Origin of the sequence: Streptomyces sp. NPDC005181 (genome assembly GCF_040608395.1) — a bacterium.
Taxonomy (GTDB): domain Bacteria; phylum Actinomycetota; class Actinomycetes; order Streptomycetales; family Streptomycetaceae; genus Streptomyces.
In genome coordinates this window covers 155,727-174,989 of sequence record NZ_JBEXID010000009.1, presented here as the reverse complement: position 1 = coordinate 174,989, position 19,263 = coordinate 155,727, and the positions used below count along the sequence as shown (strand labels likewise).

General features: G+C 70.8%; 16 protein-coding genes. 4 read left to right on the top strand and 12 right to left on the bottom strand.

Going from position 1 to position 19,263, the window contains the following annotated elements; translation table 11 throughout:
- Positions 1-243, top strand: a 243-nt coding sequence (locus ABZV38_RS09660; RefSeq protein WP_356326210.1) for a hypothetical protein, incomplete at its 5' end; no start/stop codon positions are given.
- Between the two features lie 232 nt (positions 244-475).
- On the opposite strand, the gene ABZV38_RS09655 is transcribed toward ABZV38_RS09660, so the two are convergent.
- On the bottom strand, positions 476-1,483 hold the full coding sequence (locus ABZV38_RS09655) for a stage II sporulation protein M (protein WP_356326209.1): 1,008 nt from the start codon (positions 1,481-1,483) through the stop codon (positions 476-478).
- Between the two features lie 119 nt (positions 1,484-1,602).
- Here ABZV38_RS09655 and ABZV38_RS09650 point away from each other — a divergent pair, with 119 nt between their 5' ends.
- Complete coding sequence (locus tag ABZV38_RS09650; RefSeq protein WP_356326208.1) at positions 1,603-2,538, top strand: RDD family protein; 936 nt, start codon at positions 1,603-1,605, stop codon at positions 2,536-2,538.
- On the opposite strand, the gene ABZV38_RS09645 is transcribed toward ABZV38_RS09650, so the two are convergent.
- From ABZV38_RS09645 to ABZV38_RS09610, 8 genes are all read right to left on the bottom strand, one after another.
- Complete coding sequence (locus tag ABZV38_RS09645; protein WP_356326207.1) at positions 2,535-3,146, bottom strand: hypothetical protein; 612 nt, start codon at positions 3,144-3,146, stop codon at positions 2,535-2,537. The genes ABZV38_RS09650 and ABZV38_RS09645 overlap by 4 nt on opposite strands.
- Before the next feature lie 177 nt (positions 3,147-3,323).
- Positions 3,324-4,781: an adenosylhomocysteinase gene (ahcY, locus tag ABZV38_RS09640; protein ID WP_356326206.1), complete on the bottom strand. Its 1,458-nt coding sequence runs from the start codon at positions 4,779-4,781 to the stop codon at positions 3,324-3,326.
- A 259-nt stretch (positions 4,782-5,040) separates the two neighbouring features.
- Complete coding sequence (locus tag ABZV38_RS09635) at positions 5,041-6,036, bottom strand: cation diffusion facilitator family transporter (RefSeq protein ID WP_356326205.1); 996 nt, start codon at positions 6,034-6,036, stop codon at positions 5,041-5,043.
- Between the two features lie 87 nt (positions 6,037-6,123).
- Positions 6,124-7,311 (bottom strand): mannose-6-phosphate isomerase, class I, encoded by a 1,188-nt coding sequence (manA, locus tag ABZV38_RS09630; RefSeq protein WP_356326204.1) that lies wholly within the window; start codon positions 7,309-7,311, stop codon positions 6,124-6,126.
- A 107-nt stretch (positions 7,312-7,418) separates the two neighbouring features.
- A complete protein-coding gene (locus ABZV38_RS09625; RefSeq protein WP_356326203.1) occupies positions 7,419-8,555 on the bottom strand; it encodes an SIS domain-containing protein in 1,137 nt (378 codons plus the stop codon).
- Between the two features lie 103 nt (positions 8,556-8,658).
- Positions 8,659-8,841 carry a Trm112 family protein gene (locus ABZV38_RS09620; RefSeq protein WP_018492918.1) on the bottom strand — a complete coding sequence of 61 codons (183 nt, stop codon included), beginning with the start codon at positions 8,839-8,841 and terminating at the stop codon, positions 8,659-8,661.
- A 343-nt stretch (positions 8,842-9,184) separates the two neighbouring features.
- Positions 9,185-10,576: a phosphomannomutase/phosphoglucomutase gene (locus ABZV38_RS09615; protein ID WP_356326202.1), complete on the bottom strand. Its 1,392-nt coding sequence runs from the start codon at positions 10,574-10,576 to the stop codon at positions 9,185-9,187.
- A gap of 94 nt (positions 10,577-10,670) precedes the next feature.
- Positions 10,671-11,048, bottom strand: coding sequence for a DUF3499 domain-containing protein (locus ABZV38_RS09610; protein ID WP_356326201.1), 378 nt, complete (start codon positions 11,046-11,048; stop codon positions 10,671-10,673).
- A gap of 322 nt (positions 11,049-11,370) precedes the next feature.
- Between ABZV38_RS09610 and ABZV38_RS09605 the strand changes: the two genes are divergently transcribed.
- Entirely contained in the window at positions 11,371-11,814 is a 444-nt protein-coding gene (locus ABZV38_RS09605) for a metallopeptidase family protein (protein WP_356326226.1), read from the top strand.
- Between the two features lie 56 nt (positions 11,815-11,870).
- On the opposite strand, the gene ABZV38_RS09600 is transcribed toward ABZV38_RS09605, so the two are convergent.
- From ABZV38_RS09600 to ABZV38_RS09590, 3 genes are all read right to left on the bottom strand, one after another.
- A complete protein-coding gene (locus ABZV38_RS09600; protein WP_356326200.1) occupies positions 11,871-13,397 on the bottom strand; it encodes a DUF5719 family protein in 1,527 nt (508 codons plus the stop codon).
- Positions 13,394-17,257, bottom strand: a complete 3,864-nt coding sequence (locus ABZV38_RS09595) for a glycosyltransferase (RefSeq protein ID WP_356326198.1) — start codon at positions 17,255-17,257, stop codon at positions 13,394-13,396. Before ABZV38_RS09595 ends, ABZV38_RS09600 begins: the two co-directional genes overlap by 4 nt.
- 444 nt (positions 17,258-17,701) lie before the next feature.
- On the bottom strand, positions 17,702-17,965 hold the full coding sequence (locus tag ABZV38_RS09590; RefSeq protein WP_030927001.1) for a WhiB family transcriptional regulator: 264 nt from the start codon (positions 17,963-17,965) through the stop codon (positions 17,702-17,704).
- A gap of 752 nt (positions 17,966-18,717) precedes the next feature.
- Here ABZV38_RS09590 and ABZV38_RS09585 point away from each other — a divergent pair.
- Positions 18,718-19,257, top strand: a complete 540-nt coding sequence (locus ABZV38_RS09585) for a cysteine dioxygenase family protein (RefSeq protein WP_356326197.1) — start codon at positions 18,718-18,720, stop codon at positions 19,255-19,257.
- Positions 19,258-19,263: the final 6 nt, after the last annotated feature.

Below are 19,263 nucleotides of genomic sequence, written 5' to 3'. Positions count from 1 at the left end.
ACGGACGCTTCCTTTGTACTCACCCTCTCGGGCTTTCCTCCGGGCTTTCCCTTCGGTCTTGCGTTTCCGACTCTATCAGACTCTTTCGTGTCCGACTCCCGGTCGAAGCGGGTTGCTTTTCAGTTCTTCGCTTTCGCGTTTCCCTATCCGGCGGTTCCAACCTTACCAGACTCTTTTTCGTGCCGTTTCCGGTTCGAATTTGATTCCGGTTGGCCGCTGGAGGGGCCTTTGCCTTTCGGCTGATTCGACTTTATCAGAAGCGTTTCGGCCGAGCTAATCGGCTTCGTGGCCCAGATAAGGGAATCGACGGCTCTTCAGGAATTCAATTTCCAGTGAGAGCGAGATGGAGACTAGCCGCTGGGTCTGAACTTGTCCAGTCCGACTCAACCGTTTGAATCTACCTCCCCCTGTCCGCCATGTCAATGGTTTCTTGGGGCGAGGGGAAGAGTAGCAGGTCAGCGGGGTCGTACGCACATCAGGCAGCAGCAGGAAGCTCGGCGCTTCGCTCGGTGGGGTCGATGTCTCCCGCATCGCCGGCTCGGGCCGCTCGGCCGCCCAGTACGTAGACGTACGCGAGAAACGCCAGCTCGGCCGCGATACCTATGGCGATACGGGCCCAGGTCGGGAGGCCCGAGGGGGTGACGAAGCCTTCGATGACGCCGGAGACGAACAGGACCAGGGCCAGGCCTATGGCCATGCCGATCGCGGCCCGGCCCTGTTGGGCGAGGGCGGATCGGCGGGTCTGCGGGCCGGGGTCGATGACCGTCCATCCCAGCCGGAGGCCCGTACCGGCTGCGACGAATACCGCCGTGAGTTCGAGCAGGCCGTGCGGGAGGACCAGACCGAGGAAAGTGTCGAGGCGGCCGGCCGACGACATCAGGCCGATGCCGACCGCTAGGTTGAGGACGTTGACGAAGAGGATCCAGATCACCGGGAGGCACAGGAACGCTCCCAGGACCAGGCACATCGCGGCGGCCTGGGCATTGTTCGTCCAGACCTGGGCGGCGAACGAGGCTGCCGGGTGGCTGGAGTAGTACGTCTCGTACTCCCCGCCGGGGCTGGTCAGGCGACGGAGATCGTCCGGGGCGGCGATGGCCGACTGGACTTCCGGGTGGGTGCCGATCCACCAGCCCATGAGTGCGGCCAGGAGCGTCGAGAGGACGGCCGTGGGTATCCACCAGTGCCTGGAACGGTAGACCGCGGCAGGGAAGCCGGCTGTCAGGAAGCGGGTGGCGTCGCGCCAGGAGGCCCGACGGGTGCCCGTCACTGTGGATCGGGCGCGGGCCACGAGCTGGGTAAGGCGGGCGGTGAGCATCGGGTCCGGGGCGCTGGACTGGATCAGTGAGAGATGCGTGGCCGTGCGCTGGTAGAGAGCGACGAGCTCGTCGGCTTCCGTGCCGGTGAGTCGGCGCCCGCGGTGCAGGAGCTGGTCCAGGCGGTCCCACTCGGTGCGGTGGGCGGTCACGAATACGTCGAGATCCATGGTCGGCTGCTGCTCCAGGCATGGGTGCGTACGGGTCCGTACTACTGCGGCGCGCTGCGGGTCAGCTTGGCAGACTGAGCTCCCGAGGGGCAGGGAAGGGCGGCGAAGGGTGGGCGGCGATGAGTGAGCTGGTGACCGGGGATGCGGTCGTACTGGGGCTGCGGCCGGCGAGACTGCCGAGCCGCGCGTTGGCTCTGGCGATCGATCTTGTCGTGGTCTGGGTCGTGTTCGTCCTGGTGTCGATCGGGCTGGCCATTGCGACGGTGACGCTGGACGAGGCGGCGAGTGCGGCCATAGCCGTCGCGACCTTTCTCCTGGTGCTCGTGGGCGGGCCGATCGCGGTCGAGACGCTCAGCCATGGGCGTTCGCTGGGGAAGCTCGCGTGCGGGCTCCGGGTGGTGCGGGACGACGGGGGGCCGATCCGGTTCCGGCATGCGCTGGTGCGCGGGGCTATGGGGGTCGTCGAGATTCTGATGACGCTCGGGGTCTTCGCCTGTATCGCGTCGCTGGTGTCGGCGCGCGGGCGGCGGCTCGGGGATGTCTTCGCGGGAACGCTCGTCGTGCGGGAGAGGGTGCCGGCCGGACGGGGGGTCGCTGTGCCGCCTCCACCGCCGTGGCTGGTCGGGCGGTTCGCCGGGCTGGATCTGTCGGCGGTGCCTGCTGAGCTGTGGCTGGCGATACGGCAGTACCTGACGCGGATGCACCAGCTCGACGCGGAGGTGGGGCTGTCGATGGCCGAGCGGCTGGCCGGAGAGCTGGCGGTGTGTACGGGGGTTCCGGCGCCGCACGGGGTGCCGGCCGCGGCGTATCTGGCCGGCGTGGTGAACGAACGGCAGGCGCGGGATGCGCGGCGGGTGTTCGGCACTGCGCAGGCCGATTCCGCTGGGCAGGGGGGCGTGGGAGCTGGTTCGGCGGCGTTCGGGGTGGTGAGGGCTGCAGCGGCGGTCGCGCCTGACGCCGCTGTTGCGCCTGCGGCTTCTGTTGGCCCTGGGGTTTCTGCGGTGGAGGAGCCGGGGGTCCGGAAACCGGGTACGGGGTTCGCGCCGCCTGCCTAGCGGGGGGAGGGCGGGGTTTCCAGGTCTTCGAGCTCGATGCCGGGGGCCGAGAGGACGACGTCGCCGGCGATGTGGATGGTGTGCTGTTCGCCGGTGTCCAGGGCGTTGACCTGGTATTCGTCCACCATCAGCGGACCGTTGTCAGTGGCGTGCGCTTCACTGTTCACCAGGGCCCAGGACTGGTCGACCGTACGGGGGGCGAGGACCGGGTCCGTGAAGGCGACGAGGCGGACGCGGGTCGCGGGGGAACCGGGGGTGAGGCGCAGCAGGCGTGAGGTCGCGATGAGGAATGCGGGGGATGTGCCGGTGAAGCCGTGGGCGCGGACATTGCCTTCGGTGGCGTGAGTGCCGGTCGGATCGGTGCGGACCCAGGTGACGCCTTCGAGGGCGGCGCCGCGGATCTGCCAGCTCGCGGCGTGCAGTTCGAGGCGGATGGGGCGGCCGAGTTCGTCGAGGGCCAGGTCGACGGAGCCGAGGTGGTCGCCGGAGGGGGCGATGGTCTGGGAGACGTAGCGCCAGCCGGTGGGGCCGGGGGCGCACTGGAAGTGTTCTTCGCCGAGGGGGGTGTGGTCGTGGGGATCGTGGAGCGAATAACGGCCGCGTGGCATGGGGTCCTTCGGGTTCCTCGGGCTGTGCGGGTGCGGTACGGCGCAGGCCCCCGACACGGGGGTGCGGGGGCCTGCGCTCGTATCTGCTGCTGAGGCTGCGGTTGTTCCGTCCGTCAGTGGCCGGTCACCGGCCGGGGGTGAGCTGTGTGGTCGCTGACGGGCGGGACCGGTGCCGGATCAGTAGCGGTAGTGGTCGGCCTTGTACGGGCCTTCGATCTCGACCCCGATGTACGCGGCCTGCTCGGGGCGGAGCGTCGTGAGCTTCACGCCGAGCGCGGCGAGGTGGAGGCGCGCGACCTTCTCGTCGAGGTGCTTGGGCAGCACGTAGACGTCGGTCGGGTACTCCTCGGGCTTGGTGAACAGCTCGATCTGGGCCAGGGTCTGGTCCGCGAACGAGTTGGACATCACGAACGAGGGGTGGCCGGTGGCGTTGCCCAGGTTGAGCAGGCGGCCCTCGGACAGCACGATGATGACCTTGCCGTCGGGGAACGTCCAGGTGTGGACCTGCGGCTTGACCTCGTCCTTGATGATGCCTTCGATCTTGGCGAGGCCGGCCATGTCGATCTCGTTGTCGAAGTGGCCGATGTTCCCGACGATCGCCTGGTGCTTCATCTTGGCCATGTCGGCGGCCATGATGATGTCCTTGTTGCCCGTCGTGGTGACGAAGATGTCGGCCTGGGCGACGACGTCGTCGAGCGTGGCGACCTGGTAGCCGTCCATCGCCGCCTGCAGGGCACAGATCGGGTCGATCTCGGTGATGATCACGCGGGCGCCCTGGCCGCGCAGGGACTCCGCGCAGCCCTTGCCCACGTCGCCGTAACCGCAGACGACGGCGGTCTTGCCGCCGATGAGGACGTCGGTGGCGCGGTTGATGCCGTCGATCAGGGAGTGGCGGCAGCCGTACTTGTTGTCGAACTTGGACTTGGTGACCGCGTCATTGACGTTGATCGCCGGGAAGAGGAGGGTGCCGTCGCGGTGCATCTCGTAAAGGCGGTGCACACCGGTCGTGGTCTCTTCGGTGACGCCGCGGATCTCGGACGCCAGCTGGGTCCACTTCTGCGGGGACTCGCCGAGGGTGCGGTTCAGCAGGGTGAGGATGTGGCCGTACTCCTCGCTGTCCGCGGTCGACGGGTCCGGGGCCGCACCGGCCTTCTCGAACTCGACGCCCTTGTGCACGAGGAGGGTGGCGTCACCACCGTCGTCGAGGATCATGTTCGGGCCGCCGGTGGGGGTGTTGGGCCAGGTCAGCGCCTGCTCCGTGCACCACCAGTACTCTTCGAGCGTCTCGCCCTTCCAGGCGAAGACCGGGACGCCGGCGGGGGCGTCCGGGGTGCCGTTCGGGCCGACGGCGATGGCCGCGGCGGCGTGGTCCTGGGTGGAGAAGATGTTGCAGGAGGCCCAGCGGACCTCGGCGCCGAGGGCGACCAGGGTCTCGATCAGCACGGCGGTCTGCACGGTCATGTGCAGCGAGCCGGTGATGCGGGCGCCGGCGAGCGGCTGCGCGGCGGCGTACTCCTTGCGGATCGACATCAGGCCCGGCATCTCGTGCTCGGCGAGCGTGATCTCCTTGCGGCCGAACTCCGCGAGGGAGAGGTCGGCGACCTTGAAGTCCTGTCGATTGGCGACCGTCGTCATAACGGGCTGCTCCTAGTAACGGGTGTCGAGGGTGGACACGGCTGGCTCTGCGGCAGCGGACACACAAATGCCCGGGCGCTCGCAGCGCAGTCCGTCGGAGGCCCTCTCTCCCTCGCCCGGTCCGCATGCGCGGAGCGGCCGACCGCCATCAGCAGCGACGTCTGACACTGCCATCGAATCTACACCGGTCGGGCCGACTGCTCCCAGCCCACCCGGGGCCGGAAGTGTTCGGAAGAGGGGCCGGGGCGGTACGGGGGGATCAGTGGTCGGACTGCGTCGGGGCGCCGTCAGTGGCGTCAGGGGCGTCCGGGGCCTTGGCCGGGTTGGTGCCCGTGGCGGCAGCCGCCTCGTTGTAGATGTCCGGTTCCAGGTAGATGACCCGGGCGATCGGGACGGCTTCGCGGATGCGGGACTCGGCGGCGTTGATGGCGTTGGCGACCTCGGTGGCGGTGTCGTCGTGCTGGACCGCGATCTTGGCGGCGACCAGCAGTTCTTCCGGGCCGAGGTGGAGGGTACGCATGTGGATGATGCGGGTGACGGTCTCGCCGTCGACGACCGCGGCCTTGATCTTGTCGACCTCGTCGGTACCGGCGGCCTCACCGAGCAGCAGGGACTTCGTCTCCGCGGCCAGGACGATCGCGATGACGATCAGCAGGATGCCGATGCAGAGGGTGCCGATGCCGTCCCAGACGCCGTCGCCGGTCGCGAGGGTCAGGCCCACACCGAACAGCGCGAGCACCAGACCGATCAGCGCGCCGAGGTCCTCCAGGAGGACGACGGGGAGCTCGGGGGCCTTGGCCCGGCGGACGAACTGGGTCCAGGTGAGCTCGCCGCGGCTCTCGTTGGACTCCTTGATGGCGGTCCGGAAGGAGAAGCCCTCGGCGATGATCGCGAAGGCCAGCACGCCGACCGGCCAGTACCAGGCCTCGAGCTTGTGCGGGTGCAGGATCTTCTCGTAGCCCTCGTAGACCGCGAACATGCCACCGACCGAGAACAGGACGATGGAGACGAGGAAGGCGTAGATGTACCGCTCGCGGCCGTAGCCGAAGGGGTGCTGGGGAGTGGCTTCGCGCTGGGACTTCTTGCCGCCGAGCAGCAGCAGCCCCTGGTTGCCCGAGTCGGCGACCGAGTGGACGCTTTCCGCGAGCATCGATGACGAGCCACTGAACAGGAACGCCACGAATTTGGCCACTGCGATCGCGAGGTTGGCGGCGAGTGCCGCCACGATCGCCTTCGTTCCGCCTGACGCACTCATGGGTGCCTGGTGTCCCTTCTTCGGTGCTGCGGCCCTGGCGCCGCGGTACGGCCGGACATTGTTGCAGCCGCTGATGCGGACGGTACGTCAGGCCACCACTGTGGCACGGAACAGTGTCCCGGAACCTGATGCTTCGACCGTTTCGCCCGACGGTACGAAGACCGAGGCGCCGGGGGCGAGATCGAGAGTGCCGACGCGGAGCGCACCCGCGGTGCAGAGCAGGATCTGGGGGGTGGATCTGGTCAGGTCGACGGGGGCGGCGCCGGGCGAGAGGTCGAAGCGCGACAGCCTGAACTCGTCGACCGGGGTCTCGTACAGCTCCTCGCCGGAAGGGGACGCCTCGGGGCGCAGGATGCCGGGGTCGGTCGCCTCGAAGCGGACGATACTCAGCAGTTCGGGGACGTCGATGTGCTTGGGCGTCAGTCCGCAGCGCAGCACGTTGTCCGAGTTGGCCATGATCTCGACGCCGAGGCCGCCGAGGTAGGCGTGCGGGACGCCGGCGCCGAGGAACAGGGCCTCGCCGGGCTGGAGTTGTACATAGTTCAGCAGCATCGCCGCGATGACACCCGGGTCGCCGGGGTAGTGGTGTGCGATGCGGGCGTACGGGGCGTGGGCGCCGCCGAGGCGTTCGGCGGCGGTGGCCGCCGCGGCCACCGTCTCGGCCATCTCGACGGGGTCCGCGGTGAGGATCGCCGTGAGCACCTCGCGCAGGGCCGCCTCTTCGGGGTGGGCGCCGAGGAGATCGACGTACGGCTTGAGGGAGTCGACGCCGAGTGCCGCCATCGCCTGCGCCGCCTCGGCGGGCCTGCGGAAGCCGCAGAGACCTTCGAAGGGGGTCAGTGCGCAGATCAGTTCCGGCTTGTGGTTCGCGTCCTTGTACGTGCGGTGGGGCGCGTCGATCGGGACGGACCGGCGCTCCTCGTCCTCGTACCCCTTCTTGGCCTGCGCGAGGTCGGGGTGGACCTGGAGGGAGAGAGGGGCGCCCGCGGCGAGCAGCTTGAGGAGGAAGGGGAGGCGGGGGCCGAACTTCTCGACAGCGGCCGCGCCCAGCTCGCGCTCCGGGTCGGCGGCGATGACGTCGGTGAGGGACTGCACCTGCTCGGTGGGGGTTGCCGAGGCACCGGATATGCGGCTGAGACGGGAAGGGGCACCGGGGTGGGCGCCCATCCACATTTCGGCCTGGGGCTCGCCGGTGGGGGCGATGCCGAGCAGCTCGGGAATGGCGGTGGTGGAGCCCCAGGCGTAAGGGCGCACGGTGTTGGAGAGCCGGTCCATGGAGAGTTCGTCCTCGTGAGATGCGGGGATCGCGCGGTGCGGTGGTCGTGCGATGCGGTGGTCGTGCTCGATGCGGTGGTCGTGCTCGGTGCGGGTGTGCGGTGCCGTCAGGAGTGGGCTCCCGACGCCAGTGCCAGGTAGACGGCGGCGAAGTCGGTGATCGCGAGGAGCTCGGCGAGGGCTTCGAGTTCGCTGCCCTCCTCGGGTTCGAGTTCACTGATCGCCGTGTCGTGACCGAGCGCCAGCTCGCGGGCGGCGGGGGCGGCGCTGAGACCGCCGGCGGGCCGGTCGCGGAGCAGGACGACCCGGGCGTGCAGGGGCTCCGCCTCGTCGACCCGGTCACGGAAGAAGTCGTCGGGGTCTGCCCCGGCGGCGAAGCTGCCCGCCAGCAGCGCCCCGTGGGCGGGGAGCGCCTCGGGAAGTTCGGCGGCGAGGGCGGGGCGGCCCGACAGCTCGGCCAGGACGGCGGCGAACCGGCGCCCGACCGGCCCCGCGGCGTCGCCTTCCGTCCACACGAGAGGCAGGCTGTCGGCGAGCTCGGCGGCGAGCGTCTTGGCCGGGTTGCTGTACGTGGCGATCGCCGGGCCGCAACGTTCCGCGGTGCGGTCCAGGCGGTCGGCGACGCTCTGGAGCGTCTCGGTGGGTGCGGTGATCAGGCCGACCCGGTCGAGCAGTGCGAGGAGCGGCGTGAACAGGGCCCAGAGCGTGCCGGGGCCCGCGGCGGACGTCTCGGCGTCGTACTCGCCGTGCGGGGCGGACGCCATCGGTACGACGAGGCCGTGCGCCCCGTCGACCGCTTCACGCAGCGGGGACTGCCGGGGGGCGACAGCGACGACCGTGCAGCCGCGCCGGTAGGCCTGCTCGGCAAGCAGGGCGAGTCCCGGTTCGGAGCCGTCTGCCGTGACCACCAGCAGCAGGTCGACGGAGCCGGCCCAGCCGGGGAGCGTCCAGCGCATGGCGCCAGCTGCAGGTGCGACGCCGGTGGGGCGGATACAGGTGACGGGTGCGGAGGCTCCCGCCAGCGCGCCGATCAGATCGGCGACGCCAGAGGCAGCGGTGCCGGAGCCTGCGACCAGGACGGCACGCGGGCGGCCCTCCGGGGCCAGCTCGGAGATCCCGGCCTCCGCCGCGTGCCGGGCGGCGGTACGGACGCGCGCCCCGGCCTCGGCGGCGCCACGGAGCAGACCGCGGCGGTCGGCTCGGGCCAGGGCTTCCGGGGCGTCGAGCAACGACTCGTCGAGCATGGGGACGGGCCTCCGATCACGTGCTGATCACCGTGCGGGCTGCGGGTGTGCGGGGGGTGAGGGCGCCCCGGCCCGGTGGGCGGCGGCGCTCCCGTGCCTCGCGCTACGCGGGGCGGCGGGCCTCGTCGACCAGGAGTACGGGGATGCCGTCCCGTACCGGGTAGGCCAGGCCGCAGTCCGTGCCGGTGCAGACCAGCTCGGGGCTGTCGGCTGCCGTCCGGTCGTCGAGCGGGGAGTGGCAGGCCGGGCAGGCGAGGATCTCCAGGAGGCCGGCTTCGAGCGGCATGGGGTGAGTCCCTTCAAGCATTCGAACAGGACGTTCGGGTTCGCGCGGATCGGGCGACGTCAGCCTACCGCCGGGGTGGCGGGGGCGCGGCCCGGCCGGGGGTGGGGAAGCGCCCTGCGGGTGCCGGTGGGGGCGCCTGCGGCGGGCTGTTCCCCTATCCGCCCCTTCCCGAAACCGGGGCTCCGCCCCGGGGGCCCGGTCCTCACACGCCGGACGCGCTGGAAAGGATGCCCACAAACCGGGCAGGCTATGACGTACCGGGTAGCTGAGGGGCCCAACGGGCTGGGAAATAGGCTGCCCGACGCGCTGCGAGGGGGCCCGTCGGACGCTCTGCCAGGTGGCCTCACACGGCGGGATCGCTTGATGGCGCCTGGGTGCGGACCAAGGCCAGGACTTCGTCGCGTACCGCCGTCATCGTCTCTTCGTCGCGTGCTTCCACGTTCAGACGCAGCAGCGGTTCCGTGTTGGAGGCGCGGAGGTTGAACCACCAGTCCGGGGCCGTGACCGTCAGGCCGTCCAGTTCGTCGAAGGTAATCCGGTCGCGGGTCTCGAAGGCGGCACGCACCGTCGCTGTGCGGGCCGGCTGGTCGTCGACCGTGGAGTTGATCTCGCCGGAGCCGGGATAGCGGTCGTACTGGGCGACCAGTTCGGACAGTGCGCCCGGCTGGCCGCCGAGGGCGGCCAGGACGTGGAGGGCGGCGAGCATGCCCGTATCGGCGTTCCAGAAGTCGCGGAAGTAGTAGTGCGCCGAGTGTTCGCCGCCGAAGATCGCGCCGTGCGCGGCCATCTCCGCCTTGATGAAGGAGTGGCCGACGCGAGTACGGACCGGGGTGCCACCGTGTTCGCGGACGACCTCGGGGACGGACCAGGACGTGATCAGGTTGTGGATGACGGTGCCCTTGCCGCCGTTGCGAGCGAGTTCGCGGGCCGCGACCAGGGCGGTGATGGCGGACGGGGAGACGCCCGTGCCGCGTTCGTCGACGACGAAGCAGCGGTCCGCGTCGCCGTCGAAGGCGAGGCCCAGGTCGGCGCCCTCGGCCAGGACTCGGGCCTGGAGGTCGACGATGTTCTTCGGGTCGAGGGGGTTGGCCTCGTGGTTGGGGAACGTGCCGTCGAGCTCGAAGTACATGGGGACGACGTCGAGCGGGAGCCCTTCGAAGACGGTGGGGACGGTGTGGCCGCCCATGCCGTTGCCCGCGTCGACCACGACCTTCAGCGGACGGACGACCGTCAGGTCGACCAGGGAGCGCAAATGGGCCGCGTAGTCGGTGAGGGTGTCACGCTCGGTGACAGAGCCGGGGGTCGCGACCGGCTGCGGTACGCCCTGCTCGGCCCACTTCTCGATCAGGGCGCGGATCTCGGAGAGTCCGGTGTCCTGACCGACCGGTGCGGCGCCGGCCCGGCACAGCTTGATGCCGTTGTACTGCGCCGGGTTGTGCGAGGCGGTGAACATCGCACCGGGCAGACCGAGGCTGCCGGAGGCGAAGTACAGCTGGTCGGTCGAGCAGAGGCCGATGAGGGTGACGTCCGCACCGCGCGCCGCGGCACCGCGCGCGAAGGCCGCGGAGAGGCCGGGTGACGAAGGCCGCATGTCGTGGCCGATCACGATCGCTGCGGCGTCCGTCACCTCGACGAATGCCGCCCCGAACTGCTCGGCCAGCGATGCGTCCCACTGGTCGGGCACGACTCCGCGCACGTCGTACGCCTTCACGATGTGCGACAGATCAGCAGCCACGGGCCGGTCCTCCTGAGGTTTCTGCGGACCGCCCAAACTACCCGGCCGGGTCGTGGACCCTCGGAGGGACGTGGCCGTTCGGTGGTCGACCGCTTCAGGAGTCGGGTGAGCGGAGCACCCGCAGGTGGCCGCGGCGGGCGACCTCCATCGGGTCCGCGGCGTGCGGGCCGCCGCCTCTGGCCTCGGCCGCGCGGTCGCGCGGACGCGCCGCTTCCCGTACGGCGTTGGCGAGCGCCTCGAGGTCGTCACCGCTGGGGCGGGTGGGCGCGGAGGGGTCGGAGAGCCGGACCACTTCCCAGCCGCGCGGCGCGGTCAGCCGCTCACTGTGCTCGGCACACAGGTCGTAGCAGTGGGGCTCGGCGTAGGTGGCGAGCGGGCCGAGGACCGCAGTCGAGTCGGCATAGACGTACGTCAGTGTCGCGACGGCAGGGCGGCCGCACGCGGTGCGCGAACAGCGACGTACAGGGCTCACGATGTTGGACGGTACCGCACTCTTGAGCGGGCTGCGACGACTCTCCCTCAGGTCACCCCACCGTGTCGCACTGTGACCTCCGGCACAACCGCCTTTCGGGCAACTACCCTGACCTGCACCGGAAGAGAGAACCGCAGGTCGCAACGGCAACGATTTCGGTCACCACTCGATACATAAGCTGTCATTACATAAGAGATCAGCGGTCGCGGACAGGTTCTGAAACGGGCTCAAGCTTGGCCGGAATGTTCAACAGTGGACATGCCGCTGCCCTGCCGGTGAGCGGCGATCCCACTGCCCCGGCGGGAGTTACGCTGCGTCGGTGATGGACAGTCCCGTACCGCCGCCCCACCCGTCCGAGCCGCGATCCGAACCGCGTCCGCGCCGTCGTGACCGCCACGGCCGCGGCATGCGCGGGCCCGTGGCTCCGCCCCAGGTGCCGCTCTCGGTCAGCAGGGCGGAGACCTTCCGTGATCTCGTACAGGATTCGGTGGAGCGGCTGGAACGGCGTTGGCCGCAGCTGGCCGATGTCGACTTCATGGTCCTCGATGTGCCGGGGACGCAGGAGGAGACCGTGCCGTTGGGGCGTGCGGTGTCCGCGGGGAAGGACCAGCCCGCGCAGATCGTCGTCTACCGGCGCCCCGTCGAGATCCGGACCAAGAGCCGCGACGAGCGTGCGCTGCTGGTGCATGAGGTCGTGGTGGAGCAGGTCGCGGAGCTCCTCGGGCTGTCGCCGGAGTCGGTGGATCCGCGGTACGGGCAGGACTAGGGGTGTGAGTGCGGTACGGGGCGCCGCTGTGTCCGGCGCCGCCCCGTACCGGTTGCTCAGTCGTCCAGGACCGAGAGGTCCTGCTCGGCCGCCGGCACCTCGACCGTTCCGCCGTCGTCCGGCAGCGTCTGCACCGTGAACATCGGGATGCCGCCCTCCGGAAGAGTGAGCGTCCGGGCGGCGTGCACCGGGCCGCCCGACTCCGTCTCGACGGTCAGCGCGTAGCTTCCCTTGAGCCCGTCCGGCACCTGCGGGGTGACCGCGAGTGTCGTGCCGCCCTTCACCGTGTACGTCTTGACGGTCCGTTCGCCGCCGCCGCTGCCCGCGGACGCCGTGACCTTCACCGTGCCGGTGGCGCCCGGCGCGGTGAGGGAGAGGACCGACCCCTTCGCCCGGTTGTCGGCCACCGTGGCCTGTGCGCCCACCGGTGCGGTCGCCGGGATGTACGCGACCTCCTGTTTGTCTCCGGTGCCGCGGACCACACGCAGCGCGGCCACCACCGGGGTGGCCTTTCCGCTCTGTGCCGGGGTCAGCAGCAGGGAGCCCGCTTCACCCCTGGTGATGTCCTTCAGGTCGACGCCCGCGGTCATGTCGGACTTGACGTGGAGATCCTCGTGCCCGGCCGGCGCGATCGCGCCGGTCTTGCCCAGCAGTTTCACCTTCAGGTCGGCGTCCTCCTCGCCGGGGGCGAAGGCCACCAGCCGTACGGAGGTGGCGTCCGCCGGGATGCCGGGGAGGACCAGGGTGCCCGTCGGGTCGACGGAGGCGGCGAGCCAGTCGCTGCCCCCCTCGTCGTCCGCCGCCCTGACGACGGCTCCGACGCGTCCCGTACGGGTGGTGACGTGAATCGTCACATCGTCGGCGGCCACGCTGGTCAGGGTGGAGATCAGGACCGGGACGCTGGACCCGGCGGGGACCGTGATGCCCTCCCCCACATCGGACTTGAGCGAGCCGTCCGGCCCGTACAGCTCGATGTCGGCGACGGCGGCGGTGTCGTCCGGGTTGGTGAGATGGACGTAGTCCTCACGGGACTTCGCGGTACTGGCGGCCGGGAACCAGAAGTCCGTGTCGGGTCCGGTGCAGCTGACCCCGAGCAGGCCGCGGGAGGCGCCCGCGCCGACCGTGGTGGTCTGCTGGGTGGTCCAGCCGGGGGCCAGCTTGCCGGTGGCGGTGCCGACCAGGGCGGGGGCGTCGGCGCCGGACGCGTCGGCGCCGACCGGTTTGCCGGGCTCCTTGAGGGAGACGACCGGCTTGTCGGAGTCCGCCGCCTTCTCCTTCTTCGTGTCCTTCTTGGCGGTGGCGCCGTCGCCCGCGTCCGTCGTGGTGGGCACGGACGGCTTCAGTTCCGCGGTGCCCGCCTCGCTGCCACCCTCGGACGCCGGGGTGAAGGACGTGTACGTCGTCTCCGCCAGTTCCGAGAGGCCGGGCGCCGGACAGAGCAGGCTGGACCGCTCCACGGGCAGCCGCGCGGCGGTCTTCGCCCCCGTGGCGTCCGCGTCACCGGGCGCGGTGAGCGCGGCGAACCCGGTGACGGCGGCGAGGGCTACGGTGCCCGCGATGAGGGACAGGCTGGTGGACTTCACTCGGACTCGCCTCGCGATGCGTTACCGGTCGGCCACGGGTTCTGGGCCGGGGCGGGGTTCTCGTCGGGGTGCTGCGGGTCGTACGGGGGCTGCTGGTGGCCGTACGACGCCTGCGGGTCGTACCCACCCTGCTCGTACGGGCTGTACTGGCCCTGGTTGTACTGGCCGCCCTGGTTCTGGTCGTACTGGCCCTGGTTGTACTGGCCGCCCTGGTTCTGGTCGTACTGGCCCTGGTCGTACCCCTGCTGCGGGTAGCCGTACGGGTCGTACGCCGGAGCCGTATCTTGCTGGTACGGATCGGCGCCGGGCTGCTGCTGCTCACCCTGGTACTGCGCGTAGTCGTCACCCTGATACTGCTGCGCGTCCCACTCGCCGTACTGGTTCTGCTGCGGAACGGACGCGTACTGGCCGTCCTCGCCCTGCGGCGCGTACGGATCCTGTGCCCCGTGCTGCGGGCCGTAGGCGTCGTCCTCCTCCGGCTGCTGCGCGTACGGATCGGTCGTCTGCTGTGCGGGGATGTATTCACCCGCCGTTTCCGCCAGGCGCTCCCCGTCGTCATCGCCGTCGTAGTCGCCGTCCTCGGCCGCCGCTTCCGCCTGCGCGGCCGCGCGCAGCCTGCGGGCCCGGCGTCCCTCGCCCGCGACCGGCTCGGCCGGGACCGTCACGGACTCCTCGGGCAGGTCGTCGTCGATCTCCCGGCGGCGGCCCGGCAGGGCCAGGACCAGCAGGACCACGCCGAGCGCGGCCTGGGCCCAGATCCATGCGGTGTGGGTGAGCGGCGCCTCGTACGTGAGGTCCAGCCGGCCGCCCTCGGCGGGGAGCTCGAAGCCCTGTGCCCATCCGTCGACGGTCCTGCCGGTCAGCGGCCGGCCACCCAGCGTGGCGTGCCAGCCGGGGTCCGCCACGTCGGCGATCCGCAGCACCCGGCCGGAGCCGCCCGCCGGGATCTTGGAGTGTGCCTCGACGGGCTGGGAGCCGACGGGCAACTGTTCGCCGCCGGCGCCGGGCGGGACGATCACGATCCGGACGACCTGGCGGTCGACGCGCCACAGCGCGCTGCCGTCCAGCTGGCTCAGCCGGCTCAGCCCCGGGGTCACGTCGAGCACCCGGCTCATCTCGCGCGGTGCGCCGTCCCGTACGAGTACGTAACGGATCGCGAACCCGCTGAGCTGGCTCCCCTGGTCGGCGCCGGAGCCCGCGACCAGGTTGGCGACGACCTTGTCGAGGTGGCTGTTGCCGCCGCCCGACTCGGCCAGCTCGGCGTCGCCCAGCCGAGCGCCGGAGCCGCGGACCAGGGTGTACGAGACGGAGGCCGGCGAACTTCCGCCGAGCACCAAGGTGCGCGGCTGGTCGCGGGTACTGCTCTCCTCCGCGACGAACGCGGGCACCTGCACCGGGTCGCGGCGCTCCAGCGGACCCGCGGCACCGCCGATCATCCAGCCGGCGGCGGCCAGCACGGGCGCCAGTACCGCGGCGAGGGCGATCAGCGCGGCTACGGGCTGACGCCAGCCGAAGCTGAGCTCCGCGACGCGCACCTGGGCGCCGTCCGCACCGATGAGCGCGGCGGCGATCAGCGCGACGCCGTAGACGAGGGTGGCGGGTCCGGCCCAGCCCGAGCCGTTGGTGAGTCCGGCGAAGACCAGGGCGACAAGCGCAACGGCCCAGGCGGCGCGGACCGCGAACTGCCGCTCCCCGCGGAGCAGCGCGGCCAGTGCCGCGAGCACGATGCCGAGCAGCAGCACGCCGCCCGCGGCCTTCGGGCCGCCGGGGCTGATCCCGAGCAGATCGAGCGCGGACGCCGAGCCCGTACCGAACTCCAGGCCTGCTTCCTTCAGGAACGACGAGGGGCTGCCGAGCAGCGACAGCGACCACGGTGCGAGGACGAGCAGCGGGGTGCCGAGCGTGGCGAGGAAGCGGAGCCCGTACGCGGCGATGTCGCGGCGGCGCAGGACGAGGACACCGAATCCGAGGACCGCGGCGAGCGGCCAGACGACGGGTGTGAAGGCCATCGCCAGAGTGAGGACCAAGGTGTACGCCCAGGTGGCGCGCCAGCTGCCGCGGGTGTCCCCGCTGCCGCGCATCCCGTACGCGGAGACGGCGGCGCGGGCGATGAGCGGCAGCAGGATCGCCAGTACGGCGGTGCCGAGGCGGCCGGTCGCGAGGGCGCCCGTCGCTGCGGGCAGGAAGGCGTACGCGATGCTCGCCCAGGCCCGCAGCAGCCGTGACTCGATCAGCGGGCGGGAGACGAAGTACGCGGTGAGTCCGGCGAGCGGAACCGAGCAGACCAGCAGCAGGGTGAGCGCGAAGCCGGTCGAGCCGAGGAACAGCGCGGACAGGGCGGAGATCACGGCGAGGTAGGGCGGTGCGGTCTGGGTGCCGCCGGTACCGACCGGGTGCCAGCCGTCCGCGTACCGCCCCCACAGATCGGAGGCGTCCGCGGGCGCGGGCAGCAGCGCGCCGCCTGCCAGCGCCCCGCCGCCGAGCAGGCCGCGGCAGGCGACGAGCGAGACGAGGAGCAGGAGGGCGAAGAGCACCGGGCCCGGCTTGCGGCCGATCCGCTTGAGCCGTGCGAACTGCTCGATCTCCAGGAAGTCGGCGTCGTCACCGCCCGGTCCGGACTCGACGGCGCCGTGCCGTGAGCCGCCCGAGTCGGCGTCGGACCCGCTGCCGAAGTTTCCGGCGACCTGTTCGAATGTGGCGCGGACGGTCGCGCCGGGCGGCGGGAACAGCCCGCGCAGTTCGGCCGCGTCCACCACTCCCTTGCCGCGTCTGCGCCGGGCCGCGAAGATTTTGCCGGGTCGCAGCAGGGTGCCGAAGAGTCCGGCGACCTCGTCGACTGCCTGGCCGGGCACCTTGCCGACGAGATAGGCGAGCGTACGCAGCAGGGTGCCGAGAACGAGCCTGAGCAGCACCCACGGCAGCATCTTGCCGCGGGCATTGACGAGCATCGTGTAGACGGCACCGGCCTTGTCGACGCGGTGCGGGGAGGCGACCGAGCGGCCCGCGCAGTCGATGGGCCGGCGTTCCCTGGCGGAGGCCTCGGCATGCCGCAGGATGGCGTCGGGGGCGACGAGCACCCGGTACCCGGCGGCGTGCGCGCGCCAGCAGAGGTCGACATCGTCACGCATCAGCGGGAGCCTGCGGTCGAACCCACCGAGCTCCTCCCAGAGGTCACGGCGGATCAGCATGCCCGCAGAGGACACGGACAGCACGGTACGGACCTGGTCGTGCTGGCCCTGGTCCTGTTCGCGCCGGTCGAGTCCGGTCCAGCGGCGCCCGCTGTTGGCGATGGAGACGCCGACTTCGAGGAGCTGCTTGCGGTCGTACCAGCCGCGGAGCTTGGGGCCGACGATCGCGGCATGCGGGTCGGTGTCGACGACGCGCAGCAGCTCGGCGAGCGCGTCGGGCTCGGGCGCGCAGTCGTCGTGGAGCAGCCAGAGCCACTGCACCGGTTCGCCGTGCGGCAGTTCGGGCAGGTCGTACGCGTCGTCGCGCCAGCTCCTGGTGACCGGGTCCCAGCCGCTGGGCCGCTTCAGGTACGGCAGGTCGTCGGGGGTGAGTTCACCGGTCGTGCGGACCGCCTCGTCGATGGCCGTGCCGAAGCTCGTACGGCGTGCGAGGTGCAGGACGCGCTCGGCGCCGAGCGCGTCGGTGACCAGCCGCGCGGAGTCGTCGGCGCTGCCGGTGTCGGCGGCGACGACGTGCTGAACGGGGCGTTCCTGCCCGAGCAGCCCGGCGAGCACGTCGGGCAGCCAGCGTGCGCCGTCATGGGAGACGAGCACGGCGGTGACGACATGCCGGGGGAACTCTGGGGCGGCGGCAGCCGCGTACGGCGCCGTCGATTGGCTGTGCACGGACATCGAGGTACGGGCCCTCCGGCCGGGTCCGGGGGGCGTCCCCCCGGGGGCTGCATCGGTGTACACGCGCGCTCCGTCGGGGCGTTGGCGCGTCTCGGACGGAGCCCCACACTAACGGTACGCATAACCGGGGTGTCGCGGAGCGGTTGAACGAGGGCGGCGGCGGCCCGGCCGTACGACTGGTCCGCGGGCATGACAATGGCCCGTCGCCTGCGGGCAGGGTGCAGGCGACGGGCCATGGCGGTCCGGGGCCACAGCGTTGTGCGGAACGTTGCGGGGAGGCGGTCCGGAGCACGGTCGGTGGCGCTCCGGCGGCCGGGAGGCTCCGGCGGATCCGGTCCGGCGGCCGGTTGTTCTGTGGGCTTCGTGGACGTCGCGGCGTCGCGGGCGTCGCGGCTTCGTCAGCTCCGCGGCTTCGTCGGCTTCGCGGTCTTGTGAGTTGCGCGGTCAGACCGCGGCCTTCTTCAGCCGTCGCCGTTCCCGCTCGGAAAGGCCGCCCCAGATACCGAAACGTTCATCATTGGAAAGGGCGTACTCAAGGCATTCGGACCGGACTTCACAGGCGAGGCACACCTTCTTTGCCTCGCGGGTCGATCCGCCCTTCTCGGGGAAGAAGGACTCGGGATCGGTCTGGGCGCACAGTGCGCGCTCCTGCCAGCCGAGTTCCTCGTCCGCGTCCTCGACCAGCAGTTGCTGGAACAGCTCGGTCATGTGCGCCCCTCGTCTGTCTCTTGCGTCCCCGTGATGCAGCCGTTATCGAATCGGCCGAACGACACGAGTGAAATTACAAGTGTGTGGATCCGGGCCAGTCAAGCGGAGATCTGCTATTGGGCCCGGTATTCACTCTGCGGAACCAAGCCTATGCGGAAAGTGTTCAAATCACCAAAAACCTGACATATGCCACGGGCCCCACCACACCCCCGTCCGCCACAGAGCCAGACGCCCGCGAGGGCGGTCATGTTTCGATTCGATCACCGAAGCGATCAAGATCACATTCGGGTCACGAGGCTGCTGTGACGTTTACGGGCGCGGTTGTTGCGCCACATCTCCGTTGCAACGACTGCACAAACCTTTCTCCGTCCGGAGTAACCGGATGAGGTGAAACATTGCCCCCAAATCGGGCATTGGGTTGACAGTGAGCGCTTTGCTCGGTTCTCCTTGATGCCATGCCAGCAAACTCAGCGATGCGCGTCACCCACGTCCGTGGGTTCCGTACCGCTGTCCAGGCTCGCTGTTGCTGTTCCAGCTGTCTCAGCTGTTGATGCCGTCCCCGCTGTCGAAGCCCTCGCGCTCCAGCTAGTCACGGCCCACCCTCGGACCCCGGCCTTTTGGGTTCCGCTCCGCCAAGCCGCTTCTCCGGCCCGGCGGCTGCCCGGTCCCCACGGCCTCCGGTCCACGCGACACCCCCGCATCTGCGTCTGCACTTCTGCCCCGCACTCCCTTGCCGAGGAACCACCGCACCTATGAACAGCGACAACGACCTTCAGATCGCCGGCGACATCCTCGAGGTTCAGCACCTCCTCCAGCCCGCACGCAAGCACCCGTCCACGGTGGCCGAGTTCGTCGGGCTCGCCCGCACCATCGCCGCCGACCGCGGGCAGTGGGCGCCGCTCGTCCAGTACGACGCGACCACCCGCTGGTACCACCGGCTCCGCACCGTTCCCCAAGCTCTCGGCTCCGCTCGAGCAGGGGAGACCCCACTCGGCTACGAGGTGTGGCTGCTCAGCTGGGTCCCCGGCCAGGGCAGCGGGATGCACGACCACGGGCTGTCCTCCGGCCTACTGACCGTTCTGGAAGGCGGGTTGACGGAGCGCACGGAGCGCGGCAGCCGGTCGCTGGACTCCGGCGCGCAGCGCGTGTTCGCGCCCGGCTATGTCCACGAAGTGGTCAACGACTCCCTCGAACCGGCCGTCAGCCTGCACATCTACTACCCGGGTCTGACGGAGATGCCGATGCACGCGGCGCAGTGCGCGCCCACGGTCACCGACGTCGTACCCGCCTGACAGCCC